The 26,239-nt window shown below is 51.9% G+C and carries 26 protein-coding genes, 2 tRNA genes and 1 other RNA gene; 11 read left to right on the top strand and 18 right to left on the bottom strand.

Annotated elements, in window-relative coordinates; all coding sequences use genetic code 11:
* The first annotated feature begins 7 nt into the window (after positions 1-7).
* From MRY16398_RS12040 to MRY16398_RS12025, 4 genes are all read left to right on the top strand, one after another.
* On the top strand, positions 8-292 hold the full coding sequence (locus tag MRY16398_RS12040; RefSeq protein WP_125124436.1) for a hypothetical protein: 285 nt from the start codon (positions 8-10) through the stop codon (positions 290-292).
* A 349-nt stretch (positions 293-641) separates the two neighbouring features.
* On the top strand, positions 642-809 hold the full coding sequence (locus tag MRY16398_RS30905; RefSeq protein ID WP_336513216.1) for a hypothetical protein: 168 nt from the start codon (positions 642-644) through the stop codon (positions 807-809).
* A 315-nt stretch (positions 810-1,124) separates the two neighbouring features.
* Positions 1,125-1,201 (top strand) — tRNA-Val (locus tag MRY16398_RS12030).
* A gap of 10 nt (positions 1,202-1,211) precedes the next feature.
* A tRNA-Val gene (locus tag MRY16398_RS12025) sits at positions 1,212-1,288 on the top strand.
* 87 nt (positions 1,289-1,375) lie between these two features.
* On the opposite strand, the gene MRY16398_RS12020 is transcribed toward MRY16398_RS12025, so the two are convergent.
* Positions 1,376-2,431 (bottom strand): NAD(P)-dependent alcohol dehydrogenase, encoded by a 1,056-nt coding sequence (locus MRY16398_RS12020; protein WP_125124435.1) that lies wholly within the window; start codon positions 2,429-2,431, stop codon positions 1,376-1,378.
* 311 nt (positions 2,432-2,742) lie between these two features.
* On the opposite strand from MRY16398_RS12020, the gene MRY16398_RS12015 reads away from it, so the two are divergent.
* The 4 genes from MRY16398_RS12015 to MRY16398_RS12005 all read left to right on the top strand — a co-directional run bounded on the left by MRY16398_RS12015 (position 2,743) and on the right by MRY16398_RS12005 (position 5,988).
* On the top strand, positions 2,743-3,534 hold the full coding sequence (locus MRY16398_RS12015) for an inositol monophosphatase family protein (RefSeq protein ID WP_041851574.1): 792 nt from the start codon (positions 2,743-2,745) through the stop codon (positions 3,532-3,534).
* A gap of 257 nt (positions 3,535-3,791) precedes the next feature.
* Entirely contained in the window at positions 3,792-4,016 is a 225-nt protein-coding gene (gene ynhH, locus MRY16398_RS31390) for a protein YnhH (protein WP_420488971.1), read from the top strand.
* Positions 4,017-4,030: 14 nt separating this feature from the next.
* The gene (gene pykF, locus MRY16398_RS12010) at positions 4,031-5,443 is read left to right on the top strand and encodes a pyruvate kinase PykF (protein ID WP_041851575.1); all 1,413 of its coding nucleotides are present in this window, start codon (positions 4,031-4,033) and stop codon (positions 5,441-5,443) included.
* A gap of 308 nt (positions 5,444-5,751) precedes the next feature.
* A complete protein-coding gene (locus MRY16398_RS12005; protein ID WP_007374746.1) occupies positions 5,752-5,988 on the top strand; it encodes a major outer membrane lipoprotein in 237 nt (78 codons plus the stop codon).
* Positions 5,989-6,057: 69 nt separating this feature from the next.
* On the opposite strand, the gene ldtE is transcribed toward MRY16398_RS12005, so the two are convergent.
* From ldtE to zinT, 10 genes are all read right to left on the bottom strand, one after another.
* Positions 6,058-7,074 carry a L,D-transpeptidase LdtE gene (gene ldtE, locus MRY16398_RS12000; RefSeq protein WP_041851576.1) on the bottom strand — a complete coding sequence of 339 codons (1,017 nt, stop codon included), beginning with the start codon at positions 7,072-7,074 and terminating at the stop codon, positions 6,058-6,060.
* Between the two features lie 95 nt (positions 7,075-7,169).
* Complete coding sequence (gene sufE / locus MRY16398_RS11995) at positions 7,170-7,586, bottom strand: cysteine desulfuration protein SufE (protein ID WP_041851577.1); 417 nt, start codon at positions 7,584-7,586, stop codon at positions 7,170-7,172.
* Positions 7,587-7,599: 13 nt separating this feature from the next.
* A complete protein-coding gene (gene sufS, locus MRY16398_RS11990; RefSeq protein ID WP_125124434.1) occupies positions 7,600-8,820 on the bottom strand; it encodes a cysteine desulfurase SufS in 1,221 nt (406 codons plus the stop codon).
* The gene (gene sufD / locus MRY16398_RS11985) at positions 8,817-10,088 is read right to left on the bottom strand and encodes a Fe-S cluster assembly protein SufD (protein WP_110295474.1); all 1,272 of its coding nucleotides are present in this window, start codon (positions 10,086-10,088) and stop codon (positions 8,817-8,819) included. The genes sufS and sufD overlap by 4 nt, the downstream gene beginning before the upstream one ends.
* Positions 10,063-10,809 carry a Fe-S cluster assembly ATPase SufC gene (sufC, locus tag MRY16398_RS11980; RefSeq protein ID WP_041851580.1) on the bottom strand — a complete coding sequence of 249 codons (747 nt, stop codon included), beginning with the start codon at positions 10,807-10,809 and terminating at the stop codon, positions 10,063-10,065. Before sufC ends, sufD begins: the two co-directional genes overlap by 26 nt.
* 16 nt (positions 10,810-10,825) lie before the next feature.
* Positions 10,826-12,310, bottom strand: coding sequence for a Fe-S cluster assembly protein SufB (sufB, locus tag MRY16398_RS11975; protein WP_041851581.1), 1,485 nt, complete (start codon positions 12,308-12,310; stop codon positions 10,826-10,828).
* Positions 12,311-12,318: 8 nt separating this feature from the next.
* The gene (gene sufA / locus MRY16398_RS11970) at positions 12,319-12,687 is read right to left on the bottom strand and encodes a Fe-S cluster assembly scaffold SufA (protein WP_041851582.1); all 369 of its coding nucleotides are present in this window, start codon (positions 12,685-12,687) and stop codon (positions 12,319-12,321) included.
* 373 nt (positions 12,688-13,060) lie between these two features.
* Complete coding sequence (locus tag MRY16398_RS11965) at positions 13,061-13,672, bottom strand: histidine phosphatase family protein (protein ID WP_125124433.1); 612 nt, start codon at positions 13,670-13,672, stop codon at positions 13,061-13,063.
* A gap of 501 nt (positions 13,673-14,173) precedes the next feature.
* Entirely contained in the window at positions 14,174-14,812 is a 639-nt protein-coding gene (gene leuE / locus MRY16398_RS11960; protein WP_079498107.1) for a leucine efflux protein LeuE, read from the bottom strand.
* A gap of 116 nt (positions 14,813-14,928) precedes the next feature.
* Entirely contained in the window at positions 14,929-15,579 is a 651-nt protein-coding gene (zinT, locus tag MRY16398_RS11955; RefSeq protein ID WP_110295471.1) for a metal-binding protein ZinT, read from the bottom strand.
* Between the two features lie 187 nt (positions 15,580-15,766).
* Between zinT and MRY16398_RS11950 the strand changes: the two genes are divergently transcribed.
* Positions 15,767-15,976, top strand: a complete 210-nt coding sequence (locus MRY16398_RS11950) for a hypothetical protein (protein ID WP_041851586.1) — start codon at positions 15,767-15,769, stop codon at positions 15,974-15,976.
* A gap of 183 nt (positions 15,977-16,159) precedes the next feature.
* Here MRY16398_RS11950 and lpxP read toward each other — a convergent pair whose 3' ends face one another.
* The 3 genes from lpxP to ydiJ form a co-directional block, all read right to left on the bottom strand.
* Positions 16,160-17,077: a kdo(2)-lipid IV(A) palmitoleoyltransferase gene (lpxP, locus tag MRY16398_RS11945; protein ID WP_041851587.1), complete on the bottom strand. Its 918-nt coding sequence runs from the start codon at positions 17,075-17,077 to the stop codon at positions 16,160-16,162.
* A 209-nt stretch (positions 17,078-17,286) separates the two neighbouring features.
* Positions 17,287-17,697, bottom strand: coding sequence for a 1,4-dihydroxy-2-naphthoyl-CoA hydrolase (menI, locus tag MRY16398_RS11940; protein ID WP_079498111.1), 411 nt, complete (start codon positions 17,695-17,697; stop codon positions 17,287-17,289).
* Complete coding sequence (gene ydiJ / locus MRY16398_RS11935) at positions 17,694-20,750, bottom strand: D-2-hydroxyglutarate dehydrogenase YdiJ (protein ID WP_041851589.1); 3,057 nt, start codon at positions 20,748-20,750, stop codon at positions 17,694-17,696. The genes menI and ydiJ overlap by 4 nt, the downstream gene beginning before the upstream one ends.
* A gap of 194 nt (positions 20,751-20,944) precedes the next feature.
* Here ydiJ and ydiK point away from each other — a divergent pair, with 194 nt between their 5' ends.
* The gene (gene ydiK, locus MRY16398_RS11930) at positions 20,945-22,057 is read left to right on the top strand and encodes an AI-2E family transporter YdiK (RefSeq protein ID WP_125124432.1); all 1,113 of its coding nucleotides are present in this window, start codon (positions 20,945-20,947) and stop codon (positions 22,055-22,057) included.
* A 174-nt stretch (positions 22,058-22,231) separates the two neighbouring features.
* Positions 22,232-22,339: antisense sRNA RprA (gene rprA / locus MRY16398_RS11925), an RNA gene on the top strand.
* Positions 22,340-22,475: 136 nt separating this feature from the next.
* Here the strand turns inward: rprA and MRY16398_RS11920 are convergent.
* The 4 genes from MRY16398_RS11920 to ppsA all read right to left on the bottom strand — a co-directional run bounded on the left by MRY16398_RS11920 (position 22,476) and on the right by ppsA (position 26,147).
* Positions 22,476-22,859 (bottom strand): hypothetical protein, encoded by a 384-nt coding sequence (locus MRY16398_RS11920; RefSeq protein ID WP_125124431.1) that lies wholly within the window; start codon positions 22,857-22,859, stop codon positions 22,476-22,478.
* Positions 22,856-23,059, bottom strand: a complete 204-nt coding sequence (locus MRY16398_RS11915; protein WP_041851592.1) for a hypothetical protein — start codon at positions 23,057-23,059, stop codon at positions 22,856-22,858. Before MRY16398_RS11915 ends, MRY16398_RS11920 begins: the two co-directional genes overlap by 4 nt.
* Positions 23,056-23,271, bottom strand: coding sequence for a hypothetical protein (locus MRY16398_RS11910; RefSeq protein WP_125124430.1), 216 nt, complete (start codon positions 23,269-23,271; stop codon positions 23,056-23,058). The genes MRY16398_RS11915 and MRY16398_RS11910 overlap by 4 nt, the downstream gene beginning before the upstream one ends.
* Positions 23,272-23,768: 497 nt before the next feature.
* Positions 23,769-26,147: a phosphoenolpyruvate synthase gene (gene ppsA / locus MRY16398_RS11905; protein ID WP_041851594.1), complete on the bottom strand. Its 2,379-nt coding sequence runs from the start codon at positions 26,145-26,147 to the stop codon at positions 23,769-23,771.
* Positions 26,148-26,239 lie beyond the last annotated feature (92 nt).

Below are 26,239 nucleotides of genomic sequence, written 5' to 3'. Positions count from 1 at the left end.
GTGCCTGATGGCTGGCATTGTTGCGTTAGTTTACTTTGTTGTAGGTTTCGTGACTTTCACGCGAAAAATCAAACTTTTTACCATTGCCTCCACCCTGCTTCTGTTTGTCGCACTGAAGATGATTGCCGTCAGCCAGCCACTCACACTCGTCTTTATCGCGCTCTTGGTCATCGCATTTGTGGTGTTGCTCGTCATGAAAAGCGAACGTGACAATAAAAGCGTCTTTTATTTCTCGCTTCCCTGCTGGCTGCTGATTGGCGCGGTGCTGATTCATCTGTTTTATCTCACCTGATTTTTTGTCACACAATTGTCTTGCGACACCCCCCGGCCGTCGCATGCTTTTGTGCAGCATGCGGATCATTCTCAGGCTATATATCTCCCGCAGATTCCTGAATGTGTTAACCCTCCCCTTGAAGTCAGTTGAGTATACGAAGGCACCGTTATGTCGATCCTTTACTTGTTACGATTGAACTTGCATCAGAGCACCTTTCCCGGCTTGCGGCCGCGTGCTTTGAAATACACTATGCCCCCACAGCGTCGGACCGCGTGAAGGTTGTAGAACACGACGGCAAGCGCATCCGCACCGTCCTCACCAACGGTTCGACCGGCCTCAATGCCTCACAGCACTCCCGAAACTCGACATCATCTGCGCGCTGGGTGCCGGGTATGAAAATATCGATGTCTCGGCTGCAAAAGCGCGAAATATCACCATCGCCCATGGACCGGGGACCAATGATACCTCCGTCGCCGATCATGCGATGGCACTGCTGATGGCAATCGGGCGGGGAATTCAAGTTAGTGTTAGATAACCTGCAGGCCTATTTTACAGGTCAACCGGTGCTTACCCCTGTCCGTTAAGCGAAGGTTATGGCGCATTGCGGTTTTTTGAGCCATAAAATGCAGGCCAGAGGGAAGACGCAAAATCACGTACTGTGCGGATAATCGTCAAAGCAATGCTCCGGAAATGCATTCTGCTCAATCATTATCCTTTAACATCAGTGAAATATGCCGTTCATGTATAAAAGTTCCGCAGTCGGGCGCATTCCGGTAGAAAATAGCGATTTTCTTCTTGCCACATCACAAGGCTGCCGCTAATATTCGTCCCCGTTGTCAGGCACAACAATGCGTTCATAGCTCAGTTGGTTAGAGCACCACCTTGACATGGTGGGGGTCGTTGGTTCGAGTCCAATTGAACGCACCATCTCTTTAGTGCGTCCGTAGCTCAGTTGGTTAGAGCACCACCTTGACATGGTGGGGGTCGGTGGTTCGAGTCCACTCGGACGCACCATTCAAGCGTTTCTTCTGTTTTTTCTTCTCTCTTATTTATCAGCCTTCAAAAAAGGCCCCGGCGTTGACCGAAGCCTTTAGTATGACCTTATTCCACCAGTGTCTGCATATCGATCACGAAGCGGTATTTCACATCGCTTTTCAGCAAACGTTCAAAGGCATCGTTGATCTGGTCCATGCGAATCACCTCTGAATCCGCCGTGATATTGTGCTTACCGCAGAAATCGAGCATCTCCTGTGTTTCGGCAATGCCGCCGATACACGAACCGGATACAGAACGACGCCCCAGAATCATCGGTAATGTACTGACCGCCGGTTCAATATCGCCTAACAGACCAACGAACACCAGTGTGCCGTCCAGCGTCAGTGTTGGCATATACGGATTGATATCATGGGCATAAGGTACGGTGTCGATAATCAGCTCAAACTGCCCTTTCACGGCGTCCATCTGTTGCGGATCGGTCGAGAGCACCACGTGTTGCGCACCCAGTTGCCGCGCATCCGCCTCTTTGCCCGGTGAGCGGGTGAACAACGTGACTTCCGCCCCCATCGCATGCGCCAGTTTCAGCGCCATATGCCCTAACCCGCCCAGACCAATGACGGCGACCTTGCTGCCAGCTTTTACGCCCCAACGACGCAGCGGCGACCAGGTGGTAATACCCGCGCAAAGTAACGGCGCAACGGCCTGTACATCAAGGTTTTCCGGGATGCGCAACACGAAATCTTCACTACAGATAATAGAGCGCGAATAACCGCCGTAGGTCGGCATGTGGTCATGGCGGTCAATGCCGTTGTACGTCTGAATGTTGCCCTCTTCGCAATATTGTTCAAGCCCCTGCTTACAGGAGGAACACTCACGGCAGGAATCCACCATGCAACCGATCCCCACTAAATCTCCGGCCTTAAATTTACTCACGCCCGGACCTACGCGGGTGACGCGGCCGACGATCTCATGCCCCGGCACCAGCGGGTACTGGCTAAACCCCCAGTCGTTGCGCGCCTGGTGTAAGTCTGAGTGGCACACGCCGCAATACAGAATATCGATAACCACATCATCCGCTCTGGGACCCCGACGCTCAAAATAGTGCGGAGCAAGGGGAGCCTTACTCGATTGTGCGGCATAGCCAAGTACTTTTATCGTCATCTTTATCACTCCGGGTTCTGACATAATTGACCAGGATTCGTCCTGAGACGGTACATACGTCCACGACGTCTGGTGTTTGAGTATCCATTGTCTGTATGTCCTGCGCTTTGCACTTTCTGTCATCCGGTAACGGTGAGACCGTAAGAACCGACACGCTCGATCATGTTCACTTCATTTCGAGCAACTTCTTGATTCTATTAATTGCGCAACAAACTCATCAGAATCATTTGAAGAAAAATCAATAAAAATGCACAATCGAGCAATAACGAGCATGGAAGACTGACGCTAATTTCGTTGATGAGGACTCAATCATGAACCACGCTGTACCCGACATCGCTTTTTTGCATGAACTTGCTGATGCGGCAGACAAACAGACATTGCCGCGTTTTCGCTCGCAGTTAAATCTGCATGTAGACACAAAACCGAAAGAGGGTTATCGCTTTGATCCTGTGACCGATGCGGACCGCGAAGCTGAACGCGCCATTCGCGCCATCATTGACGCCCGCTATCCTGACCATTCAATTATGGGCGAAGAATTCGGGATCACCGGAAGCGGGCCGTTGCAGTGGGTGCTGGATCCCGTTGACGGTACCCGGCCGTTCCTGTGTGGTATTCCGGTATGGGGAACGCTCATTGGCCTGACCGTTGAAGGCCGTGGGCATCTGGGCATGATGAGCCAACCGTTTACCGGTGAACGTTTTTGGGCAGATGGCAGGCAATCCTGGCGCAGTGGCCCACAGGGAACCGCTCCACTGAACACCCGAAAAGGACTTTCTGTGGACCAGGCGATTTTACACATCACCTCGCCTGAACCGGTTTCCCGTTTCCCGGAGGTTAATTTTGCTGCGCTGGATGACGCCGCGCTCATGACACGTTACGGCGGGGAGTGCTATGCCATGGCGATGCTGGCTGCCGGACAGATTGATCTCTGTCTGGAATATTCCCTGCAACCCTATGATATTGTGGCGTTAATCCCCATCATTGAGCAGGCAGGCGGCGTTGTAACCACTTTAAGCGGTGGTCGTCCTGAGGCGGGCGGGCATGTTCTGGCGGCGGGTTGCCCCGAGGTTCATGCTCACGCGCTGAAACTGCTTCATAGCTAAATCGGTTAAGCTGTGGCCATCGTATGCCGAACGCCTGAGTATTTGTTTCAAATTTGTTAGCATAAATCGATAGTTGCTTTATCCGTATCCCTTACTGAACCTTTGCCTTTTTGTGGGCAAAGGTTTTAGTTTCACGTCAACAAGGCAAATTCAATTTTGTGATAACTTAACACGTTGATAACACTTCGTTGTGAAACTGCCCAGATGATTTTTGAAACAGCGTTTTCATTTTCCTTTTGCCCGATTTTCATCGTATAATGGCATTCTATTCACTCTTGAATGGTTTCAGCTCATTGAACTGTAAAACTCAACCATTACATTATGACTTTCCCGGCTGGGCTGAAACACAGGCACACATTACTCTGCACGCTTTTTTGATGTCACCTATCCTTAGGCTGTGGCATTGCAACTTTCGTAACACAGGTTTGACTCCGAAGCTTCGCACTAACCGGAGCGTGATTTCCATATCCTTCTCAACTTAAAGACTAAGACTGTCATGAAAAAGACCAAAATTGTTTGCACCATCGGTCCGAAAACCGAATCCGAAGAGATGTTAGCAAAAATGCTGGACGCAGGAATGAACGTAATGCGTCTGAACTTCTCTCACGGTGACTATGCTGAGCACGGCCAGCGCATCCAGAACTTGCGCAACGTAATGAGCAAAACCGGTAAAAAAGCGGCGATTCTGCTGGACACTAAAGGTCCGGAAATCCGCACAATCAAACTCGAAGGCGGTAATGATGTTTCGCTGAAAGCGGGCCAGACTTTCACCTTCACCACCGACAAAACGGTTATCGGCAACACGGAAACCGTTGCAGTAACCTACGAAGGTTTCACCAGCGATCTGCAGGTTGGTAACACGGTACTGGTTGACGACGGCCTGATCGGCATGGAAGTCACCGCCATCGAAGGCAACAAAGTCATCTGTAAAGTACTGAACAACGGTGACCTGGGCGAAAACAAAGGCGTTAACCTGCCAGGCGTATCCATCGCTCTGCCAGCGCTGGCTGAAAAAGATAAACAAGACCTGATCTTCGGTTGCGAACAAGGCGTTGACTTTGTTGCTGCCTCTTTCATCCGTAAGCGTTCTGATGTGGAAGAAATTCGTCAGCACCTGAAAGCGCACGGCGGCGAGAACATCCAGATCATCTCCAAAATCGAAAACCAGGAAGGTCTGAATAACTTCGACGAAATCCTCGAAGCCTCTGACGGTATCATGGTTGCGCGTGGTGACCTGGGCGTAGAAATTCCGGTTGAAGAAGTGATCTTCGCGCAGAAGATGATGATCGAGAAATGTATCCGCGCGCGTAAAGTGGTTATTACCGCGACCCAGATGCTGGACTCTATGATCAAGAACCCGCGTCCGACCCGTGCGGAAGCAGGTGACGTGGCGAACGCAATCCTCGACGGCACCGACGCAGTCATGCTGTCTGGTGAATCCGCAAAAGGTAAGTACCCGCTGGAAGCAGTGACCATCATGGCGACCATCTGCGAACGTACCGATCGCGTCATGACCAGCCGTCTGGATTTCAACAACGACAGCCGCAAACTGCGTATCACCGAAGCGGTGTGCCGTGGTGCGGTTGAAACGGCTGAAAAACTGGATGCCCCGCTGATCGTGGTTGCAACCCAGGGCGGTAAATCTGCACGTGCAGTACGTAAATACTTCCCGGATGCCACCATCCTGGCGCTGACCACTAACGAAACCACCGCTCGTCAGCTAGTACTGAGCAAAGGCGTTGTCGCGCAACTGGTTGAAGAAATCGCCTCTACTGATGATTTCTACCGCCTGGGCAAAGAGCTGGCCGTACAGAGCGGTCTGGCGCAGAAAGGCGATGTTGTGGTCATGGTTTCCGGCGCACTGGTCTCCAGCGGCACCACCAACACGGCATCTGTACACGTCCTGTAATAATACCCGGATGAATATTCGTGTTTAAAAAAGCGCCTTCGGGCGCTTTTTTTATATATCAGAAGTCACCCCGAATAAAAAAGCAAATCGGATTTCACTATTTAAACTGCTTATTATCTAAGATGAATCCGATGGAAGCTTGCTGTTTTATCACACTTTTTTTAACGTTTTATACAAAGTCGGTGTTTCTTTGAGCGAACGATCAAATTTAAGTGGATTCCCATCAAAAAAATATTCTCAACATAAAAAACTTTGTGTAATACTTGTAACGCTACATGGAGATTAACTCAATCTAGAGGGTATTTATAATGAATCGTACTAAACTGGTACTGGGCGCGGTAATCCTGGGTTCTACTCTGCTGGCTGGTTGCTCCAGCAACGCTAAAATCGATCAGCTGTCTTCTGACGTTCAGACTCTGAACGCTAAAGTTGACCAGCTGAGCAACGACGTGAACGCAATCCGTTCCGACGTTCAGGCTGCTAAAGACGACGCAGCTCGCGCTAACCAGCGTCTGGATAACCAGGCTCATTCTTACCGTAAGTAAGAGTACCTGTGATGAAATGGCGCACATTGTGCGCCATTTTTTTTGTCTGCGATTTTCCCTTCCCTGTTTTTACTGCGTCACGGTCTTCCCGCTTTCTTCCGTATTCACATCTGCACTGGCATCACGATTCTGTGCCGATACAACGCTTTCCGTTGTTACCTTGCCGCTTTTGTTCGCCGGAATGGCGACGGGATAACCCGCACGTCGGTATAACGCTTTGTCTATCAGCGCCCTGTCACCACCACCCTGCTCTATGGTGCTCGCCAGTCCTGCCGGGAACGAGATAGGCAGCGTCTGTGTATTCTCCCCGACGTTCTGCGACAGAGGTCGATGTACCTCGATATAGTGGCGTCCATCGGGTTCTACGGCGTATTTGACCGGCTCGTTAAGGATGGTGACCCGCGTACCGGTATTCACCTGTGAGAACAGAGACTGAATATCCGCAGCGTTCATCCGCATGCACCCTGAACTGACACGCAGCCCTACACTGTCAGGCGCACTGGTACCATGGATGAGGTATTCGCCGTTGCCTATCCCCAGACGCAGCGCATAGCGCCCCAGCGGGTTATTTGGCCCGGCGGGTACCACAGCGGGCAATTCAATGCCTTGCGCCAGCGAACGCGCGCGGATGCCTGCGGTAGGCGTCCAGGTCGGGTTGGGGATCTTCTGGCTGATACGGGTGGTTGTGACCGGCGTTTCAAGCCCCTGCTGACCAATCCCCAGCGGGAAGACCTGAACGATATCTTTGCCGGGTGGATAATAATACAACCGCAATTCAGCAAGGTTAACAACGATCCCGTCCCGTGGCGTATCCGGCAGCAGCATTTGCGACGGAATGGTGACGACCGTACCCGCTCTGGGTACCGGTGCGATAGTGTTATTGGCTTCGATAATCAGCATTGCCGCCGTATCAAAGTGCCGGGCAATAGCCTGCAGGTTTTTATCGCTCTCCTGAACGGTGTAAGTCTGGTTTTGACCGATAAGACGACTTCCGGCCGGTGGGAGCGGATAATCCACAGCCCAGGCCATCTGAATAGCGCTAAAAGCGCCAATAAGAGACAATGTTATAGTAGACGCGCGTTTCATGCTGGATGTCCTGTATCACGGCAGAGGCCGAAAGCTGAATAACCAACGAGGCGCGGATGCACCTCGCGTAACAGGATGAAAGCTGTCTATTTAGTTTAGCTAATGTTGGCGGCTTTGGAGCGAATTGCGCGAATCATCGCTTCCAGCCCCTGAGAACGGGACGGGGTAAGGTGTTGAGTCAAAGACATCTTTTCAAACCACGGGCGCACATCGAACGCCAGGATGTCCTGCGCGGTCATCTGCTGGTAAAGAATGAACACAATGGCAATAAGCCCTTTGACGATGGCTGCATCGCTATCGCCCGCCAGCTCAATCATGCCTTCGTCGTTACGGTGCATGATAATCCAGACCTGGCTCTGGCAACCCTGAATAATGTTTTCCGGATTGTGCGCCTCGTCGCTGAGCGCAGGCAACCGCTGCCCCAGCTCAATGATGTACAGATACTTCTCTTCCCAGTTGGCACAGCGCCCAAAATTGCGCAGTAGTTTGTCTCTGTCGGGTAAAACGGCCATGTATGCCTCTCTGTTAGCCCAGCAACTGATGAATACGTTTCAGGCCAGCCACCAGACGATCCACCTCTTCTTGCGTGTTATACATCACCAGTGACGCACGACACATTGCCGGAACATTATAAAAAGCCATCAGCGGCATGGCGCAATGATGCCCTGTTCGCACGGCCACACCATAATTATCAAGGAAGCTCCCCACATCATAGGCATGATGTTTGCCGAGGTTAAAGGCAATGACCCCCAGACGCTCCTGCGGGCCATAGAGCGTTAAATCGGGCACATCCTCCAGCGCATTCAGGGCATAGCGCATCAGCGTCTGCTCATATTGAGCAATCGCATCCAGCCCAAGACCGCTGACATAATCGATTGCGGCACCCAGACCAATAATACCCCCGGTATTGGGTGTACCCGCTTCGAAACGCCACGGCGCTTTGGCATAGGTTGTCCCTTCGGTCAGACTCACGGTGGCAATCATAGAGCCGCCACCTTCCCACGGCGGCATGGCCTGTAAGATGTCCTCTTTGACATACAGCACGCCAATCCCCGTCGGGCCGTAGAGCTTATGGCCTGAGAAAACATAGAAATCGCAATCCAGCGCCTGCACATCGACCGTGTGATGCATGATGGCCTGCGCGCCATCAATCAGCACCTTCGCGCCATGTTGATGGGCCAGCGCTATCATTTCCGCTACCGGATTTTCAGTTCCCAGCACATTGGAGACCTGTGTGACCGCCAACAGCCGCGTACGCGCATCAAACAAGCCAGGCAGCGCCTCACGTTGTAATGTTCCGTCGATATTGAGCGGTATGACGCGCAGCTCAGCACCGACGCGCTCACACAGCATCTGCCACGGCACGATATTCGCGTGATGCTCCATGGCGCTGATGATGATATTGTCGCCCGCCCGCACCTGACTGTTGCCCCAACTGTTGGCGACCAGATTGATGCCTTCGGTGGTGCCACGCACGAAAACCAACTCTTCTGGTAACCGGGCGTTCAGGAAACCGGCGACTTGCGTGCGAACCTGTTCCATGCGCTGCGTGGCTTCGGCGCTCAGGGTATGGATCCCTCTGTGCACCGCCGCATAGCCGTGACGAAAAAACTCGGCTTCGGCATCAATAACCTGATTCGGTTTTTGCGCGCTGGCTGCACTGTCCAGATACGCCAGCGGCACCCCGTTAACTTCACGCGTCAGGACCGGGAAATCGGCGCGTACGCTGTGAACGGAAAAACTCATGCTAAGCCTCCCGCAAGGCGTTGGCCAATGCGCGCCAGCACCTGCTGCCTGAGCGCTTCGTCGCTGATCGCTTCGGTGAGCTCAGCGGCGAAGGCGTAAATGATCATCTTCTGTGCCGCCTGCTGATCAATGCCACGCGAGCGCAGGTAAAACATCTGTTCATCGTCAATACGACCGACCGTTGCACCGTGGCTACATTTCACGTCATCAGCATAGATTTCCAACTGTGGTTTGGTGTCCACTTCCGCCAGTCGTCCCAGCAACAGGTTGTTGTTGGTCATCTGTCCATCAGTTTTGATGGCGTGTTGCGCAACGTTGATCAGCCCGTTGAACACCGCGCGACCTTTGTCGCTGACAATGGTTTTGTGCAACTGGCGACTGTTGCAATAACCTTTATTGTGCTCAAGCCAGGTGCGGGTATCACACACTTCTGATTTCACCGGCATCGCCAGGCTGTTCATACGCAGCGTAGTATTTTCACCGTTGAGTTGAGTACTGGTATTGTGGCGTAACACCGCGCCGCCCAGCAGGAAGCTATGACTGTGCGCCGCTGCATCCGCGCCAAGACGCATGTCGTTATGCGCAAAGTGGTAGCTTTCCGGGTTTTCAAAAGCCAGTTTGACATGATGCAGTTGGGCGTTCGCCGCCACGTCCATGGTCAGCCGCGCGCCGGTGAAATGGCGATGCGTATTCAGACTGACATAATGTTCGTAGACCGTCGCTTCGGCCCCTTCGGCCAGTGAGATATGGTGGCGGTAATGAGCCGTATTCATCTCAGCCCCGCCCAGCCCCTGGGTGATATGCATCAGCAGAAGCGGCCTGGTCGCCCGCTGATTACGACCAACGCTAATATGAGTGATGCTTTGCGCCAGGCTTTCTGTTAAGTGTAAAAACACCTCCGGCTGCACCGGGGCCTGCAAAGTCTGACGGTCATCGTTAATGGTCACGGTGAAGCCAGAACCGGCTATATCATCACTGAGCGTCGCGTTGTAATACCCATCCACAAACACCAGGCGTAGCGCATCAACCGGCAATGCGAGTGCATCACACTCTTGTGCACTCAACGCACCCGCCGTGGTGACAAACTGGCTATTTAGTAAACCGTCGAGCGGTGTGTATTTCCAGTTTTCGTGTTTGCGCGTCGGCAGCCCTAAACGCAGCATTTGTTGCAGATGCTGTTGCGCCTGCTCTGAGCGCGCCCCACCCTGTTGCTCAAACAGATGATGCCACTGTTGCAGCGCGTTACTGCTGTTCTGTAAGCCAGCCATAACCTTGCTCCTCCAGTTGCTTAACCAGTGTGAAATCACCGGATTTCACAATGCGCCCCTGATACAGCACATGGACATAGTCCGGCTTGATGTAATCCAGGATCCGCTGATAGTGCGTCACAATAATGAAAGAACGCTTATCATCACGCAGCGCGTTAACGCCATCGGCAACGATTTTTAGCGCGTCAATATCAAGCCCGGAGTCGGTTTCATCAAGGATGCACAAATCAGGCTCCAGCACCGCCATCTGCAGGATATCGTTACGCTTCTTCTCGCCACCGGAGAAACCAACGTTAACCGAGCGCGTCAGCAGGTCTTCCGGCATTTTGAGCAACTTGATTTTGTCTTCCATCAGGTCCTGAAAATCAAAGCGGTCCAGCTCGTCCTGCTCACGGTATTTGCGCACGGCGTTAAGCGCCGTTTGCAGGAAGAACTGATTACTGACGCCAGGAATTTCTACCGGATACTGGAAAGCCATAAACACCCCTTCTCCGGCGCGATCTTCCGGGGAGAGTTCCAGTAAATCCTTACCTTTGTACTCGACGCTGCCGCCGGTAACTTCATAATCTTCACGTCCTGCCAGCGTTGCGGATAGCGTACTTTTGCCGGAACCGTTGGGTCCCATAATCGCGTGCACTTCCCCCGGACGCACATCCAGGCTCAGGCCACGCAGAATCTCTTTATCTTCAACGCTTACCTGCAGGTCTTTAATACTTAACATGTGTATTCCTTAATTCTTAACCGACGCTGTGCTCAAGACTAATAGCCAGCAATTTTTGTGCTTCAACGGCAAACTCCAGCGGCAACTCGGAGAACACGTCTTTACAGAATCCATTGACGATCATTGAAATGGCATCATCTTCGCTGATACCGCGCTGCAGGCAGTAGAACAGTTGATCTTCCCCGATCCGTGAAGTGGTGGCTTCATGCTCCAGTTGCGCACTGTTATTGCGGCACTCCACATACGGGAAAGTATGCGCCCCGCAATCCGGGCCAATCAGCATAGAGTCGCACTGGGTGAAATTACGGGCGTTGGTGGCGCTCGGCATGATCTTCACCAGCCCGCGATAGCTGTTCTGGCTATGACCGGCAGAGATCCCTTTCGAGATAATGGTCGATTTGGTGTTTTTGCCGATGTGAATCATCTTGGTGCCCGTGTCCGCCTGCTGGTGGCCACTGGTGAGCGCCACGGAGAAGAACTCACCGATGGAGTTATCGCCGCGCAGGATGCAACTGGGGTATTTCCAGGTGATGGCTGAACCGGTCTCCGACTGTGTCCAGGACATTTTGCTGTTCTCGCCTTCGCACAGCGCACGCTTGGTCACGAAGTTGAGGATACCGCCAGTGTTGTTATCGCCGGGGAACCAGTTCTGCACAGTAGAATATTTCACTTCTGCATCTTTATGGATGATGACCTCTACCACGGCCGCATGAAGCTGGTAACTGTCGCGCACGGGTGCGGAGCAACCTTCGATATAGCTCACGTAGCTGCCTTCATCCGCGATCAGAATGGTGCGTTCGAACTGCCCGGTTTTTTCAGCATTGATGCGAAAATAGGTCGACAATTCCATCGGGCAGCGCACCCCTTTCGGGATGTAGATAAACGTACCGTCAGAGGCGACCGCCGCATTCAACGCCGCAAAGAAGTTGTCATTGGAGGGCACGACGGTACCCAGGTATTTTTTCACCAGCTCAGGATGGTCATGAATGGCCTCACCAAACGAGCAAAAAATAATACCCTGTTCGGAGAGTTTTTCCCGGTAGGTGGTGGCAACAGAAACGGAGTCAAAAATGGCATCGACCGCCACTTCGCGCCCTTCACGGACCGGCACGCCCAGTTGGTTAAATGCCGCTTCCACTTCGTCCGTCAGGAAAGAATTTGCGCCAGTTTGCTGAACGGCCCCCGGCTGCGAAGCACAGGTATCATCACAACTTCCGCAGGAAGGCGCAGAATAGTAGCTGTAATCCTGATAATCGAGTTTCGCGTAATGGGCTTTCAGCCAGTGCGGCTCCTCCATCTCGAGCCAGGCGCGAAATGCGCTCAGGCGAAACTCCAGCATCCATTCCGGTTCGTTACGTTTGGCTGAGATCGCCCGCACGACATCTTCATTAATGCCTTTCGCCAGTTCGTCTGTGGTTAGCCGGGTAAAAAAACCCTCTTTATAGTTGAGGTTCCCGGTCCAGGTTTTGACATCATCAGTTGCTTCAGTATTACGAGACATAGTACCGCCTATACCCCAAAGCTTTCGCCACAGCCACATTCATTCTGGGCTTTCGGGTTATGAAATTTGAATAACTGGTTTAAACCTTCGCGCACATAGTCCACTTCGGTGCCGTCAATAAATGGCATCGCCGCGAGCGGCACGTACAGTCGTGCACCCTCATTTTCAAAAAGCAGGTCGTCTTTATCTGGCTGCGTGACGGTGTCCAGCACATAACCAAAACCTGCGCACCCGGTCTGTTTAATGCCCAGCCGGACTCCCAGCAGGTCGGGTTGCTTACGGGTTAATCCGCGAATATGTTCTGCGGCGGCGGGTGTCATCGTTAGCCCACGCCAGGAAAAGTCTGCCGGGTCGAACGTCTCTGATTGCAATTCCATAGTTCTACCTCACGTCATAAATCATGAAGGACATAACACTATGTTAGTGATAATGATTATCACTTCAACCTCTATTCCGAAGGGTTATTCGTGTACTGCCCGTTTTTTAAGCTCATGGTATAAGCATAGACTCTGTGCGAAGGCTTTACAGATAAGTGAAAAATTGTTTAATGGTTTGATAAATAATAGCTATTTTCAGCGGCAAGGAAGGTCTGTCTGCTTCAGTAAAAGATGTATAGGTAATACCTATTTTTGAGATAGGGAGCTAAAAAAGGGATCTACGAAAACTTTTCCTGATATCAGAAAGTTAACTGCATCACAAAACGCATAATCAACGAGATACGGCACATTTAACCGCCAGCAGAACAAATGCTCATTGCCTACTTCGGGAAAAAAGATGGGTCGATATGCCCCATTTTTCTACGGTGAGCCCTTTTTCCGGGCAGGTCAGAATTGAATAAGCGCCATTTAAATGCGCGTAACGCTCAAAATGGTCGGCATTATTCCCCACCAGGGTATTGATAACAGACTGGATAACGTGGCCGTGGGAAACAACGCACACATTGCCTTGCCGGGCTGAGAAGCCTGACAGCGCCCCAAGGACTCTTTGAGTGGCATCCTGTAGTGCTTCGCCATTTTGCGGCCCGATAGCCAAACTGCCGGAAAGCATCGCCTCAGCCTGCGCGCGCTCTTTCTCTGTCAGTTCGCTAATGCGTTTGCCTTCTAAGTCGCCGAAATGACGTTCGACAAGGGCAGGATTAAAGTGCAGCGGGCAATCTAAGTGCGAGGCAATTTGCCCGGCTGCGGCCACTGAACGGCCCAAAGGTGAAGCGATAATAGAGGTAATGGATTTGTCTGCCAGATCCCGACACAGTGCAGAGATCTGCCTGATACCGACCTCCGTAACCGGGCTATCAAGGTGCCCCTGAATTCTGTTTTCAACATTCCAGACGGTTTCACCGTGGCGGACCAGATAGATTTTCATCACACACCACAAAAAGTGAGGGTTGGGGAGACGATGTTATTTAATCGATGCTCGCAGTCAATGCAGCAATGATGAAATTCAGTATGTTTTTTAAAACCGCTGTTGTTGTACACAGCAAAACAGTACCGGGACGACGCGCCAGATAGCAAAAATTCGACGCAGAACAGTGACGCGCCGACGACAGGTCAACGGTTTACCCTTGCGTATTGCGAAATAACAAGACACAGTTATGCATAGTTTTCATACGCGAAATGAATGCATTACATAAGTCTTATAATGATAAGATGACCGAACACTGTCTCTACCCAAAGTGGCCGTCATCATGCGTTGGTTCCTGGGCATTCTTGCCATTGTCATTATCTTTGCTGTCCTCGTTATCCGCTCCCGATTAAAAGATACCGATGACGACTATTAATCCTGACCCTGGCATCAAAAAAAGTGGAATCGGGAGCCTGCATGGACATTGCAATAAAGCCCGTTAAACACAGGCCTTAATGCTATTCAGGATTGCAGCGTTGCCAGCCGGGCGGCAAAACCGACAAAAATAAGACCAATTAATGAGTTGCCGAGTTTTGCGAGACGTTTTTTCGTTTTCACAAACTGTGTCACATAGGACCCGGAGATAATCAGGAAGCTGAAATAACAGACGCTAATTAATTCCAGCGTACTGGCCAGAATAAAGAACGCCATTCCCGTGTTGGTATAATGGATGTCGATAAACTGCACGAAAAACGACACATAAAACAAAATCGCTTTCGGGTTGGTCAGGCTCAGTACCAGCGAACGCTTGAAGATATCGCCCTTATGTACCTCATGCTCACTCACGCTTTTGCCCTTACGAGAAAGCGCACTGTAGAGCATTTTCACCCCAAGCCAGAGCAGGTAAAACGCGCCAAGATAACGGACCAGATTGAACAATACTGGCGTTGTTTTGATAAGCGTTGCCACCCCCATATAGGCGAGGAACATCAACACCGCATCGCCGATAAACACGCCCGCAGCGGCGACATAGCCATTTTTCAGCCCACCCGCCACGCTGGTTTTAAGCACAAAGAAGGTATTCGGGCCAGGCACTAAGATAATGAAAATCGCCCCGATAAAATAAGACCAAAAACTGATAACACCATATTCGGCAAACACTTTGCCTCCTGCAAATACCGTTAAAGCCGATGAGCGGCCTATGCTACAAGAGCCGGCGGAGAAACTAAAGCGCAGGAAGACACAAAAGGCCCGCCTAAGCGGGCACAGATTTTCCATTAATGGTGAAGCATCTCATCAACAATCTGATCTTTTTTAAGCTGATAAGGGTAATAAGTTGGCCAGTTGTCCATCTCTTTTAGCAGCGCCTCCTGAGAGGTATTACCCATAAAGATATGGAAATGCGTGGAAGTGCGCGGTGCAATAATGTGATCGCTAAACTGCACAAACTTTGGCGCCTTACTGCTGGCATCCTTACATTCGAACAGGTAACGCACGCCCTTCTTGCCTGAGGTATACGTCAGGATTTTATGCCCGGCGTAATCATATTTACAGGCACTCACCTTGTCGCCGACATGGAATTCCATCACCCCATTTTCAATACCGATTGTATCGATATCGGTGGCATACCCCTTGCGGTAGTACGCTTTCAGTTCATCGAACGATTTACTCTTGTCTTTCTCTGCCTTTTTCCGCAACACCGGATCCAGATCGCCGCTTTGCAGATAAGGATAGAGAGACTGCCACATACCGTCCCAGTCGGTCAGCTTTCTGTCCCTGACATCGCTATCGTTAAATTCACCGTTCGCCGCTTTTTCCTCAATTTCACTCAACGGTTTTCCGTGCGAATGGTGGCCATGAGAAAAGGCATTCGCGCTTACTAAAAGCGTCCCCAGAACTATCGTTGTTTTTGCAAAATGGCTAACCAAAATCCGTCCCTCGGTTTACGAAAAGAAGCAATGTTATGTTATAATATAACATTATTCAAGATGTGAAATTTCCCTGTTAACGTTATGTGCTGCCCCCTGCTTATCAGATGGAAATTTCGCCATTGCCTGCTATAAACCAATGGTCAGGTTTTAACCACTTCGTCATCACTTCTGAGGTTCTTTTATCATGTCGATAGCCAAAGCACACAGCTTAAAGCAAGTTTATCAGATGCTTAACTCAGGGAAGTACAGTGAAATCGAACTGGCGTTCGATGTTGACGCGGATGCGTTTTTCCAGCTCTCAACCGAATATTGTGACGACGGCGCGAAAATTACCCGTCATGAAAATCACTTCGTCATTAAGCTCAAAAAAGTGGCGATTCCGGAGCTCGATTAATACGCTATCGCCGCGAAAATGTGACGTTTCGCGAAAGGCGCAGTGTGCTGCTCCGTAAGCAATATTGGCAGATCCATCGTGGGTGGATGGGGGACGATATCGTTTTTTGTCAGGAGAAAAACCGGAGGAGTCCGTTCTTGCGAACCAGTAACCGGCCGGCTGTGCGCCGACCGGGGGCAGGAATTACAGGTACAGCGAAGCTTCTCCTGGCGGGCGGGTTTTGAAGCGACGATGGATCCACAGATACTGTTCCGGCGCGCGCAGAATCTCACGTTCAATAACTTTATTGATATAGCTTGCGGCTTCGTGTTCATCTTTCGCCGGGTAATCGGTCATCGCCTTGCCGATATGCAGCGAATAACCTGAGCGATCAGCCTTACGCACCATGGTCACCGTCAACATTGAAGCTCCGGAAAGACGGGATAACACATAAGTACCGTTGGTGGTTGCCGCGTTTTCGACAGAGAAAAATGGCGCGAAGGTGCTGCCCTTACTGCCGTAATCCTGATCGGGGGCAAACCAGACGGCCTCGCCTTTTTTCAGTTCGCTCACCAGACCTTTCAGATTACGTCTGTCGATCATCGATTTATTGGAACGCATACGGCCTCGCGTCTGCACCCACTCCATCAACTCACTGTTATGCGGACGGTAGGTCGCCATCATCGGCTGGCACAGCCCCATCACGCGGCCACCGAGCTCCAGCGACATAAAATGGACACCGACAACCATCACGCCACGCTGGCTTGCCTGTGCGGCAACAAGGTTCTGGTAACCTTCAACGTCGAACCAGCGGCGCACCCGGCTATCAGACCAGAACCAGGCCATACCGGTTTCAAACAGCGCCATGCCGAGCGACATGAAGTTTTTCTCAATCATTGCTTCGCGGAGTTCATCGCTCATATTTGGAAAGCAAAGTTCCAGATTGCGGCGGGCAATACGTTCGCGACGTTTAAGGAAAGGACGGGCTAATTTCCCGAGGGTTTCTCCCAAACGGGAGAGAAGAGGATAAGGCAGTTGAACGAGCAACCAGAGCAGGCCAAGCCCTGCCCATGTGCCCCAGTGGCGTGGATGTAAAAACGCCCGTTTAAATGATGAATGCATTATTGTTACCTGTAAGCCTGTAGGGAGTAGCGCTTAAGGAAACAACGAATCACTTCATTAGGTCTTTATGCGTTACAGCGTCTGGCTTCGATGGCCATCGAAGCGGTTTTCAAACCCGCCCAATATAGCACGAATGGACAAGTCTGAATGTGAAAATGAATGAAGAAAATATGAATTTTTGCGACAGGTTTCCCTGTCGCAAATTTATCTCAGATGACCGCAGTAGTGAGGCGCGAAGTGCAGCATAATTTATCCTGCTCATCGTAAATATCAATTTGCCATACCTGATGGCGGCTACCGGTATGCACTGCACGACAGACGCCGCGCACACGCCCGCTCCGTGCGGAACGAATATGATTGGCATTAACCTCTATACCAACCACTTTCTTCTCGCCTTCGGTACATAAATATCCGGCAACGGAACCCAGCGACTCCGCCAGCACCACAGAAGCGCCGCCATGCAGCAAACCAAACGGCTGATGCGTGCGGCTATCAACCGGCATTGTTGCTTCCAGCGAGTCGTCATGAATTGCAATAAAACGGATATCGAGCAGTCCTACCATATTGCCCTCGCCCATCGCATTGAGCGCGTCAAGGGTTACCTCACGTTTCCAGATCATCCTATTATCTCCAGTAGCGCCTGCAACGGATGGCGTACGCCATTTCCTTCCACGCGTTTCACCTGGCTGCGACAGGAGTAGCCTGTCGCCAGACAGCGGCTACGGGGTAAACGTTGTAGCGCCTGATGCCAGGACAACTCGTAAATCCCCAATGAGTTAGCGTGGTTCTTGACTTCATGTCCATAGGTTCCTGCCATGCCGCAGCACCCTACGCTAACGTTTTCCAGCTTCGCGCCCAGACGGGCAAAAATGGACGTCCATTGCGAAACGGAAGCAGGCAGCGCTGTCACCTCAGTACAATGGCCAAACAGGTACCAGGATTCACCGCTGATAGCGCGATTCTCACGCCCTTCCAGTGCAGAAGGCAACCATTCGTGTACCAGCATGACGTGAAAATCGCCACGCTTCTCACCGAGCGTCTGCTTGTATTCATCCCGGTAGCAGAGCACCAGCGCCGGGTCGACTCCCACCATCGGCATGCCCAGTTGCGCAACTCGGTTGAGAAAATCCGAAGTTTTCTGTGCGGTTTTCGCAAAACGCTGCAAGAAGCCTTTGATATGCTGCGCTTTGCCATTCGGCGAAAAGGGCAGGACAACGGGCTGGTAGCCCAGTTTTTCCACCAGACGAACGAAATCGGCCACCACTTGCGCATCGTAGTAACTGGTGAATGGATCCTGCACCACCAGCACCGTAGTCGCTTTTTCCGCATCGCTCAATGTTTCAAGCTGTTCCAGCGTCAGGTTCGCCGAACGGTGGCCGATCATCTGCCGTTGTAATGAGGGAACAGACAACAGTGGCAGATCCACCATGCCAATATGTTTTTGTGAAAGCGAACGCACCCACGGCTGGCTCATAAAGAAATTGAACGTTTTCGGCGCACGGGCCATCAACGGCGCGTAGCTTTCCACGGTCGCAACCAGGTGATCGCGCAGCGGACGCAGATAGCGTGTGTGGTAAAGTTGCAGGAAGCGCGAGCGGAACTCCGGCACGTCTATCTTGATCGGGCACTGGGTCGAACAGGCCTTACAGGCCAGACAACCCGACATAGCCTCTTTCACCTCATGCGAAAAATCATACTCGCCGTGACGCGCATGCCAGCTATTGCGGGTACGCTCAATCAGCGAACGCAGGCTGGCGCGTTTTTCCGGCATCTCTTTTTCCAGCTTCACCGGGTCGATACCGCGATCGGCCAGCAGACGCAGCCACTCGCGCACCAGCGTGGCGCGACCTTTCGGCGAATGGATACGATCGCCGGAAATTTTCATCGACGGGCACATAGGGCTTTTGGCGTCGAAGTTGAAGCACAGGCCATTGCCGTTGCACTCCATCGCCCCACGCCAGGATGAGCGCACGGCAATCGGGATTTGCCGGTCGAAGCTACCGCGCTTCACGTCATCTACCTGCTTCATCGGCGCATCAATCCCCTCAGGGGGACAAATTTTACCCGGGTTGAGACGGTTTGCCGGGTCAAATGCAGCCTTCACTTTGCGCAGCTCTGCGTACAGTTCCGCACCAAAGAACGCCGGGCTGTATTCGGCGCGGAAACCTTTACCGTGCTCACCCCACAGCAAGCCACCGTATTTGGCCGTTAACGCCACCACATCATCAGAGATTTTCTTCATCAAAACCTCCTGTTGCGGGTCGCACATGTCGAGCGCCGGACGCACATGCAATACGCCTGCATCCACATGACCGAACATGCCGTAGCTCAAGCCATGGCTGTCAAGCAATGCGCGAAACTCGACGATGTAGTCCGCAAGGTGTTCCGGTGGCACACAGGTATCTTCTGCGAACGGGATCGGTTTTGCCGCCCCTTTCGCATTGCCCAGCAGGCCGACGGCTTTTTTACGCATCGCGTAGATACGCTCAATGCCCGCCAGGTCGTCACAAATTTGCCAGCCAATCACCCCGCCCGCCCCTTCCGCCATCAGGGAATCCAGGCGAGCGCACAGAGAGGTAACCTGCTCATTAATTAACGCCTCATCATCACCGGCAAACTCGACAATGTTCAGACCTAGCATGGTCTTATCCGGCACATCGGTGATGAGTTCATTTACGGAGTGCCAGATGATGTCTTCGCGCGCCAGATTGAGGACTTTTGAATCGACCGTTTCAACCGACAGTGCGCGCGCTTCCACCATAAACGGGGCATTACGCAGCGCGGAGTCGAACGAATCGTATTTCACATTTACCAGACGGCGTACTTTCGGCAGACGGGTGATATCCAGCCGCGCTTCGGTAATGAATGCCAGCGTTCCCTCCGAGCCCGTCAACACGCGGGTCAGGTCAAACTCGGTCATCTCATCATTGAAGACATGGCGCAGGTCGTACCCCGTGAGGAAACGGTTGAGTTTGGGGAATTTATCGATAATCAGTTGACGGTTGTCCCGGCAACGTTCGAACACGGTGCGGTAAATGCGCCCCACTGCGGTATTTGCTTTACCCAACGTCTGCGCCAGTTCAACGGGCACCGGTTGGGTGTCCAGAATATCGCCGCCAAGCAATACGGCCCGCACGCCGAGGACATGGTCGGACGTTTTTCCGTAGACCAGCGATCCCTGACCGGAAGCATCGGTATTGATCATGCCACCCAGCGTCGCACGGTTACTGGTGGACAGTTCCGGCGCGAAGAAATAGCCGTAGGGTTTAAGAAACTGGTTGAGTTGATCTTTGATGACACCCGCTTCAACCCGCACCCATCCTTCCTCAGGATTAATCTCCATAATGCGGTTCATATAGCGGGACATATCAACGATGATGCCCTGGTTCAGCGCCTGACCGTTTGTGCCGGTGCCACCGCCGCGCGGTGTGAACACCAGCGACTGAAAACGCGCTTCCGCCGCGATGCGTGAAATTAAGGCGACATCAGAAGTAGAACGGGGAAAGACAACGGCATCGGGTAACAATTGGTAGATACTGTTGTCGGTCGCCATGGTCAGCCTGTCGGCATAACTTGTGGCGGTATCGCCGGTAAAACCTTGTTGCTCCAGTGCCTGTAAAAAATTCAGCACCAATTGAACGACACCCGGTGCCTGAGAAATCTGTGGGATCATTACTCTTGACCCTGCCTGACTGTTAGTAGTTGTGAATAGTTAATCGTTTGCTTGCAGCATCCATCGTTGTATCACATTTTTTTCTTATGCGCCCACCAGAATTACGGGCAGAATCAGACTGTCAAAAACCGCTGAAATCATTAATCATTATCTTTACTGATTTCGCATCCTCTCACTTAAGGTGATTACGTTTTATGGCCTTTCAATCGCAGTCCCGGGATGTACCGCAGGTGATGCTGTCGGTACTGTTTTTAGCCCTTATGATCATCGCCTGTTTGTGGATCGTTCAGCCTTTTATTCTTGGTTTCGCCTGGGCAGGTACCGTGGTTATTGCCACCTGGCCGGTGCTTCTGCGCGTACAGCGCGCGCTGTTTGGTCGCCGCTCACTCGCTGTCATCGTGATGACATTATTATTAATTCTGCTGTTTATTCTTCCGGTTGCGCTACTGGTTAATAGCCTGGTGGATAACAGCGGTCCGGTCATTCAGGCCATTACATCGGGTGAAATGACACCGCCGACCCTGGAGTGGCTGAACAGTATTCCGCTGATCGGCGACAAGCTGTATAGCGGCTGGCACAACCTGCTGGATATGGGCGGCAGCGCGATACTTACCAAAGTACGCCCTTATGTCGGCACGACCACCACATGGTTTGTCGGTCAGGCGGCACATATCGGTCGCTTTATGCTGCATTGTGCCCTGATGTTGCTATTTAGCGCCCTGCTGTACTGGCGCGGCGAGCAGGTCGCACAGGGGATTCGCCATTTTGCCTATCGTCTGGCGGCCAGACGCGGCGATGCTGCGGTTCTGCTGGCCGGGCAGGCCATCCGTGCTGTCGCGCTTGGCGTGGTTGTCACCGCGCTGGTACAGGCGGTTCTGGGAGGAATTGGCCTGGCGGTGACAGGAGTGCCATACGCCACGCTGTTTACAGTCATTATGTTGATGACGTGTCTGGTACAACTGGGCCCGCTGGTTGTGCTGGTGCCTGCGATTATCTGGCTCTACTGGAGCGGCGACTCAACATGGGGCACGGTGTTACTGGTCTGGAGTTGCGTGGTCGGCACGCTGGATAACTTTATTCGTCCCATGCTGATTCGTATGGGGGCCGATCTGCCGATGATACTGATTCTTTCCGGCGTTATTGGCGGCCTGGTGGCATTTGGGATGATCGGGCTGTTTATTGGTCCGGTGTTACTGGCTGTTTCATGGCGACTCTTTTCCGCCTGGGTTAACGAAGCGCCCATGCCAGGGCCGGAGGAAAATGACGCGCTGGAAGAGATACACGATGCAGATGACACCCGCATCTGATACGCCAGCTTCGATGATTATGAAGCACTGCTAATCATTTATTTACTATTCCTCCCGTGCGCAAGCCTCCTGACAGGAGGTTTGCGCCGTTTTCCCCGCAAAATCTTAACCGCCGTTTAACTAATGAGACGAATCTGATCGACGCTAAAATCCCGGATGGCCTACTATAAGGTCACGGTTATAAATCAACACCTTGATTTATAAGCATGGAAATCCCCTGAGTGAAACAACGAATTGCTGTGTGTAGTCTTTGCCCATCTCCCACGATGGGCTTTTTTTTATCCCTCAAACAGGCGGTGAGGCAGGTTAACCTGCGGGGAAGAACTCTGTGACGCGGTTACGTCTGTCGCGCCTCATCGGGGGGCATCCTGAATCGTCCATACGGCAAATAGTAAGAAGCCGATAATGATAAGCCACCTCATACATTAACGCCTGTCATGACAGCACAGTCTACGGCGGGGCTGGTGTAGTCAAAATGCATGATGCCTTCCCCTTTGCTGTCCTGGATATAGATGTTGTACGCCTTCCCGTCATAGTTAAAATGGACAAATTCGACGGCATCCAATGTGCTGTCCCAATGGTCAAAGACATTCAGGCCTTTTATCGTACGAACCGTTTTGCCATTCACTGCTATATCCAATGTGGTATTGGCTAATTCAGCATGGTTGTAATCATATTTTATTACACTCATACCGTTAATACAGATAACGGATTCCTTCGTCAGCCAATTCCCATTAACCGGACCAGCCATAGCTGCGCAGGAATAAATACAGGCGGTTAACAATAATAACAATCGCGTCATAGTTCTACCTTAATTGCCGCCAGTGTTGAACCACATTCAGACATAAAAGTGTTATACGCATCTTCGCTATGTATTCTGAGGGCCTTTTCTCCCTCATCACATAACTGCGCCAGCGTATTTTCATAAGCATGATATTCGCGGGTAAGCTCTTTCAGGCGTGCAATGACAGCCGCTAACGTATCCGTTTGATAGAAATTCATTTTGCGCCATCCATGTTGCTAAAGTGCGCACCGTTGCCGGTAACAGCACAGGTTCCGTTATCAAGTAGCGCGCCAATCGGCAGATAATCAAAGGCCAGATGCGCGGTACTCACATCCTCTCCGTCGCACGCTTTAATATGATCGTTATACGATGCGCAGCCGTTAAGCGCGATGCAGGAGAGCACGGTCGCAATCAGCAATAAACGTTTCATGGCATTTACCTTAATTGAGATGAGATCATTGGGATGCGTGAATAAAAGACTCACGCATCTCGATATAAATAACCTGACAGAGTTTTCTGACTGACCGATAGCAAAATGTATCCGTAACCATCAGCAGGCAGGCTGTCGTTATTTTTTTGCAGTTCTGGTAGCCAACTAAAATAAAAGCGCAAGGTGTGAGCATGGCAATGCAGCCACATTCATACAGCTTTACGCGGTCGCGTAGATTCCCTGAAAAAACGAAAAGAAAAATATATCTGACGCAGCACATGCGATCAGAGGCATCTGCAAAGGATGGGTTGGAGTATTTGAATCGTGCAGATGTGTTAAAACGAGGCCAGTGTAATTCGATTGCTGACACATCTCTAAGGTAAGCGTGCGCAAACACATTTTGTTTCAGCTAAGAATTTACTTATTCCAGCCGGATTTCCGCCATAAAAAAACCCCACTTCGGAAGAAGTGAGGTTTTATCGTAAGGGAGTAATGGATTATTTGTTCAGTTCAGCCAGTGTCAGCCAGGTTTGAACCACGGTGTCCGGGTTCAGGGAGAGGCTATCAATCCCCTCTTCCATCAGCCAGGCCGCGAAGTCTTCATGGTCCGACGGGCCCTGCCCACAGATACCGACATATTTGCCGTGTTTTTTGGCAGCGCGAATGGCCATCGACAACAGGGCTTTCACCGCATCATTACGCTCATCAAACAGCTCAGAGACAACACCGGAGTCGCGGTCCAGCCCCAACGCCAGTTGCGTCATGTCGTTTGAACCGATAGAGAAGCCGTCAAAGTGCTCCAGGAACTGGTCAGCGAGCAGCGCATTCGACGGGATCTCGCACATCATGATGATCTTGAGTCCGTTTTCACCACGTTTGAGCCCCTGACGTGCCAGCTCTTCCACCACCGCTTTCGCCTGCTCAACGGTACGGACAAACGGTACCATGATTTCCACGTTGGTCAGCCCCATTTCGTTGCGCACACGCTTCACCGCCTCACATTCCAGCGCGAAACAGTCACGGAAGCTGTCGGAGACATAGCGACCGGCACCACGGAAGCCGAGCATCGGGTTCTCTTCGTCCGGTTCGTAACGTTCACCGCCGACGAGGTTGGCATACTCGTTGGATTTAAAGTCTGACAGACGCACAATCACCCGTTTTGGATAGAATGCCGCCCCCAGCGTTGCGATGCCTTCGGTCAGACGTCCAACATAAAACTCTTTCGGCGAATCATAACCTTTCATGATTTCGCGGATTTCGTTTTGCAACTTCACGTCCTGATCGTCAAACTCCAGCAATGCACGCGGGTGCACGCCGATCATACGGTTGATAATAAATTCCAGTCGCGCCAGGCCGACACCTTCATTCGGCAGACAGGCAAAATCAAACGCTCTGTCCGGGTTGCCCACGTTCATCATGATTTTGAGCGGCAGCGCAGGCATTTCATCAATGCTTGAGCTTTTCACGCTAAAGTCGAGCATCTCGGCGTACACATAGCCCGTGTCGCCTTCGGCGCAGGAGACGGTCACTTTATCGCCATCTTTCATGCGCTCCGTTGCATCGCCACAACCGACGACCGCCGGGATCCCCAGCTCACGAGCGATGATGGCCGCATGGCAGGTACGACCGCCACGGTTGGTGACAATCGCTGCCGCTTTTTTCATGATCGGTTCCCAGTCCGGGTCGGTCATGTCAGTCACCAGCACATCACCCGCTTCGATGCGATTCATTTCACTGATATCGTGAATCACTTTCACCGGGCCTGCGCCAATGCGCTGGCCAATCGCACGCCCTTCGGCGATGATTTTGCCCTGCGCATGCAGCGTATAACGCTCCATCACTTTACCGCGAGAGCGCACGGTCTCCGGGCGCGCCTGCACAATAAATAGTTTGCCAGTATGGCCGTCTTTCGCCCATTCAATGTCCATCGGCCGGCCATAGTGTTTTTCAATCTGCACAGCCTGTTTCGCCAGCTCCTGCACTTCCTCGTTGGTCAGCGAGAAACGATCGCGATTAGCCTGTTCGACATCTTCGATACGCACCTGTTTGCCATGCTCCTGGGTTGGTGCATAGACCATGCGAATTTTCTTCGACCCCATCGTGCGGCGCACGATAGCCGGACGCCCAGCCGCCAGTGTTGGCTTATGAACATAAAATTCATCCGGGTTGACTGCACCCTGTACCACCATTTCACCCAGCCCCCAGGCCGCGGTGACAAATACCACCTGATCAAAGCCGGATTCCGTGTCGATAGAGAACATCACGCCGGAAGAACCGATGTCTGAGCGCACCATCCGTTGCACCCCGGCAGAGAGCGCAACACCGCGATGATCGTAACCCTGATGCACGCGGTAAGAGATCGCACGGTCATTGAACAGGGAGGCGAAGACGTGCTTCACCGCCACCAGCACGGCGTCATACCCCTGCACGTTCAGGAAGGTTTCCTGTTGGCCCGCAAAGGAGGCGTCTGGCATATCTTCTGCCGTTGCGGAAGAACGCACCGCAAAGGATGCCTGCTCGTCATCAGCAGACAGTTTGGCATATGCCTGATGGATCGCATCTTCGAACGCCGGCTGGAACGGGGTATCGACTATCCACTGGCGAATCTGCGCGCCAGCTTTCGCCAGCTCGGAAACGTCGTCAATGTCCGTTTTATCCAGCAGGTCATAGATGCGCTGATTCAGGCCGCTTTGATCGAGAAACTGGTTAAACGCATCGGCAGTGGTAGCAAACCCATTGGGTACGCTTACGCCCATACCGGACAGATTAGTAATCATCTCACCAAGGGAGGCATTTTTGCCCCCAACTCTGTCTACATCATTCATGCCGAGTTGGTCATACCAAAGCACCAGCGGAGACGAGCCATTGTTGGACATCTAAACAATCCTTTTGTGATATTTGAATGGGGTAATAAAGCATTTACTACCTTTTCATCCTGGCATAATTATTCCGGCTGAAAAAACGGTGA

Origin of the sequence: Phytobacter sp. MRY16-398, assembly GCF_003925915.1 — a bacterium.
Taxonomy (GTDB): domain Bacteria; phylum Pseudomonadota; class Gammaproteobacteria; order Enterobacterales; family Enterobacteriaceae; genus Phytobacter; species Phytobacter diazotrophicus.
This window is presented reverse-complemented; position numbering and strand designations above follow the sequence as displayed.

Excerpts from the sequence above, each read along its gene's own strand:
- MRY16398_RS11920 (WP_125124431.1), bottom strand. The coding sequence starts at position 22,859 with ATGACGCGATTGTTATTATTGTTAACCGCCTGTATTTATTCCTGCGCA.
- MRY16398_RS11965 (WP_125124433.1), bottom strand. The coding sequence starts at position 13,672 with ATGAAAATCTATCTGGTCCGCCACGGTGAAACCGTCTGGAATGTTGAA.
- pykF (WP_041851575.1), top strand. The coding sequence starts at position 4,031 with ATGAAAAAGACCAAAATTGTTTGCACCATCGGTCCGAAAACCGAATCC.
- MRY16398_RS12015 (WP_041851574.1), top strand. The coding sequence starts at position 2,743 with ATGAACCACGCTGTACCCGACATCGCTTTTTTGCATGAACTTGCTGAT.
- ldtE (WP_041851576.1), bottom strand. The coding sequence starts at position 7,074 with ATGAAACGCGCGTCTACTATAACATTGTCTCTTATTGGCGCTTTTAGC.
- sufD (WP_110295474.1), bottom strand. The coding sequence starts at position 10,088 with ATGGCTGGCTTACAGAACAGCAGTAACGCGCTGCAACAGTGGCATCAT.
- sufS (WP_125124434.1), bottom strand. The coding sequence starts at position 8,820 with ATGAGTTTTTCCGTTCACAGCGTACGCGCCGATTTCCCGGTCCTGACG.
- sufE (WP_041851577.1), bottom strand. The coding sequence starts at position 7,586 with ATGGCCGTTTTACCCGACAGAGACAAACTACTGCGCAATTTTGGGCGC.
- MRY16398_RS12020 (WP_125124435.1), bottom strand. The coding sequence starts at position 2,431 with ATGACGATAAAAGTACTTGGCTATGCCGCACAATCGAGTAAGGCTCCC.
- sufA (WP_041851582.1), bottom strand. The coding sequence starts at position 12,687 with ATGGAATTGCAATCAGAGACGTTCGACCCGGCAGACTTTTCCTGGCGT.
- ydiK (WP_125124432.1), top strand. The coding sequence starts at position 20,945 with ATGGCCTTTCAATCGCAGTCCCGGGATGTACCGCAGGTGATGCTGTCG.
- MRY16398_RS12040 (WP_125124436.1), top strand. The coding sequence starts at position 8 with ATGGCTGGCATTGTTGCGTTAGTTTACTTTGTTGTAGGTTTCGTGACT.
- MRY16398_RS11950 (WP_041851586.1), top strand. The coding sequence starts at position 15,767 with ATGTCGATAGCCAAAGCACACAGCTTAAAGCAAGTTTATCAGATGCTT.
- menI (WP_079498111.1), bottom strand. The coding sequence starts at position 17,697 with ATGATCTGGAAACGTGAGGTAACCCTTGACGCGCTCAATGCGATGGGC.
- ydiJ (WP_041851589.1), bottom strand. The coding sequence starts at position 20,750 with ATGATCCCACAGATTTCTCAGGCACCGGGTGTCGTTCAATTGGTGCTG.
- lpxP (WP_041851587.1), bottom strand. The coding sequence starts at position 17,077 with ATGCATTCATCATTTAAACGGGCGTTTTTACATCCACGCCACTGGGGC.
- sufC (WP_041851580.1), bottom strand. The coding sequence starts at position 10,809 with ATGTTAAGTATTAAAGACCTGCAGGTAAGCGTTGAAGATAAAGAGATT.
- ppsA (WP_041851594.1), bottom strand. The coding sequence starts at position 26,147 with ATGTCCAACAATGGCTCGTCTCCGCTGGTGCTTTGGTATGACCAACTC.
- MRY16398_RS11915 (WP_041851592.1), bottom strand. The coding sequence starts at position 23,059 with ATGAATTTCTATCAAACGGATACGTTAGCGGCTGTCATTGCACGCCTG.
- MRY16398_RS11910 (WP_125124430.1), bottom strand. The coding sequence starts at position 23,271 with ATGAAACGTTTATTGCTGATTGCGACCGTGCTCTCCTGCATCGCGCTT.
- sufB (WP_041851581.1), bottom strand. The coding sequence starts at position 12,310 with ATGTCTCGTAATACTGAAGCAACTGATGATGTCAAAACCTGGACCGGG.
- ynhH (WP_420488971.1), top strand. The coding sequence starts at position 3,792 with ATGGCATTCTATTCACTCTTGAATGGTTTCAGCTCATTGAACTGTAAA.
- MRY16398_RS12005 (WP_007374746.1), top strand. The coding sequence starts at position 5,752 with ATGAATCGTACTAAACTGGTACTGGGCGCGGTAATCCTGGGTTCTACT.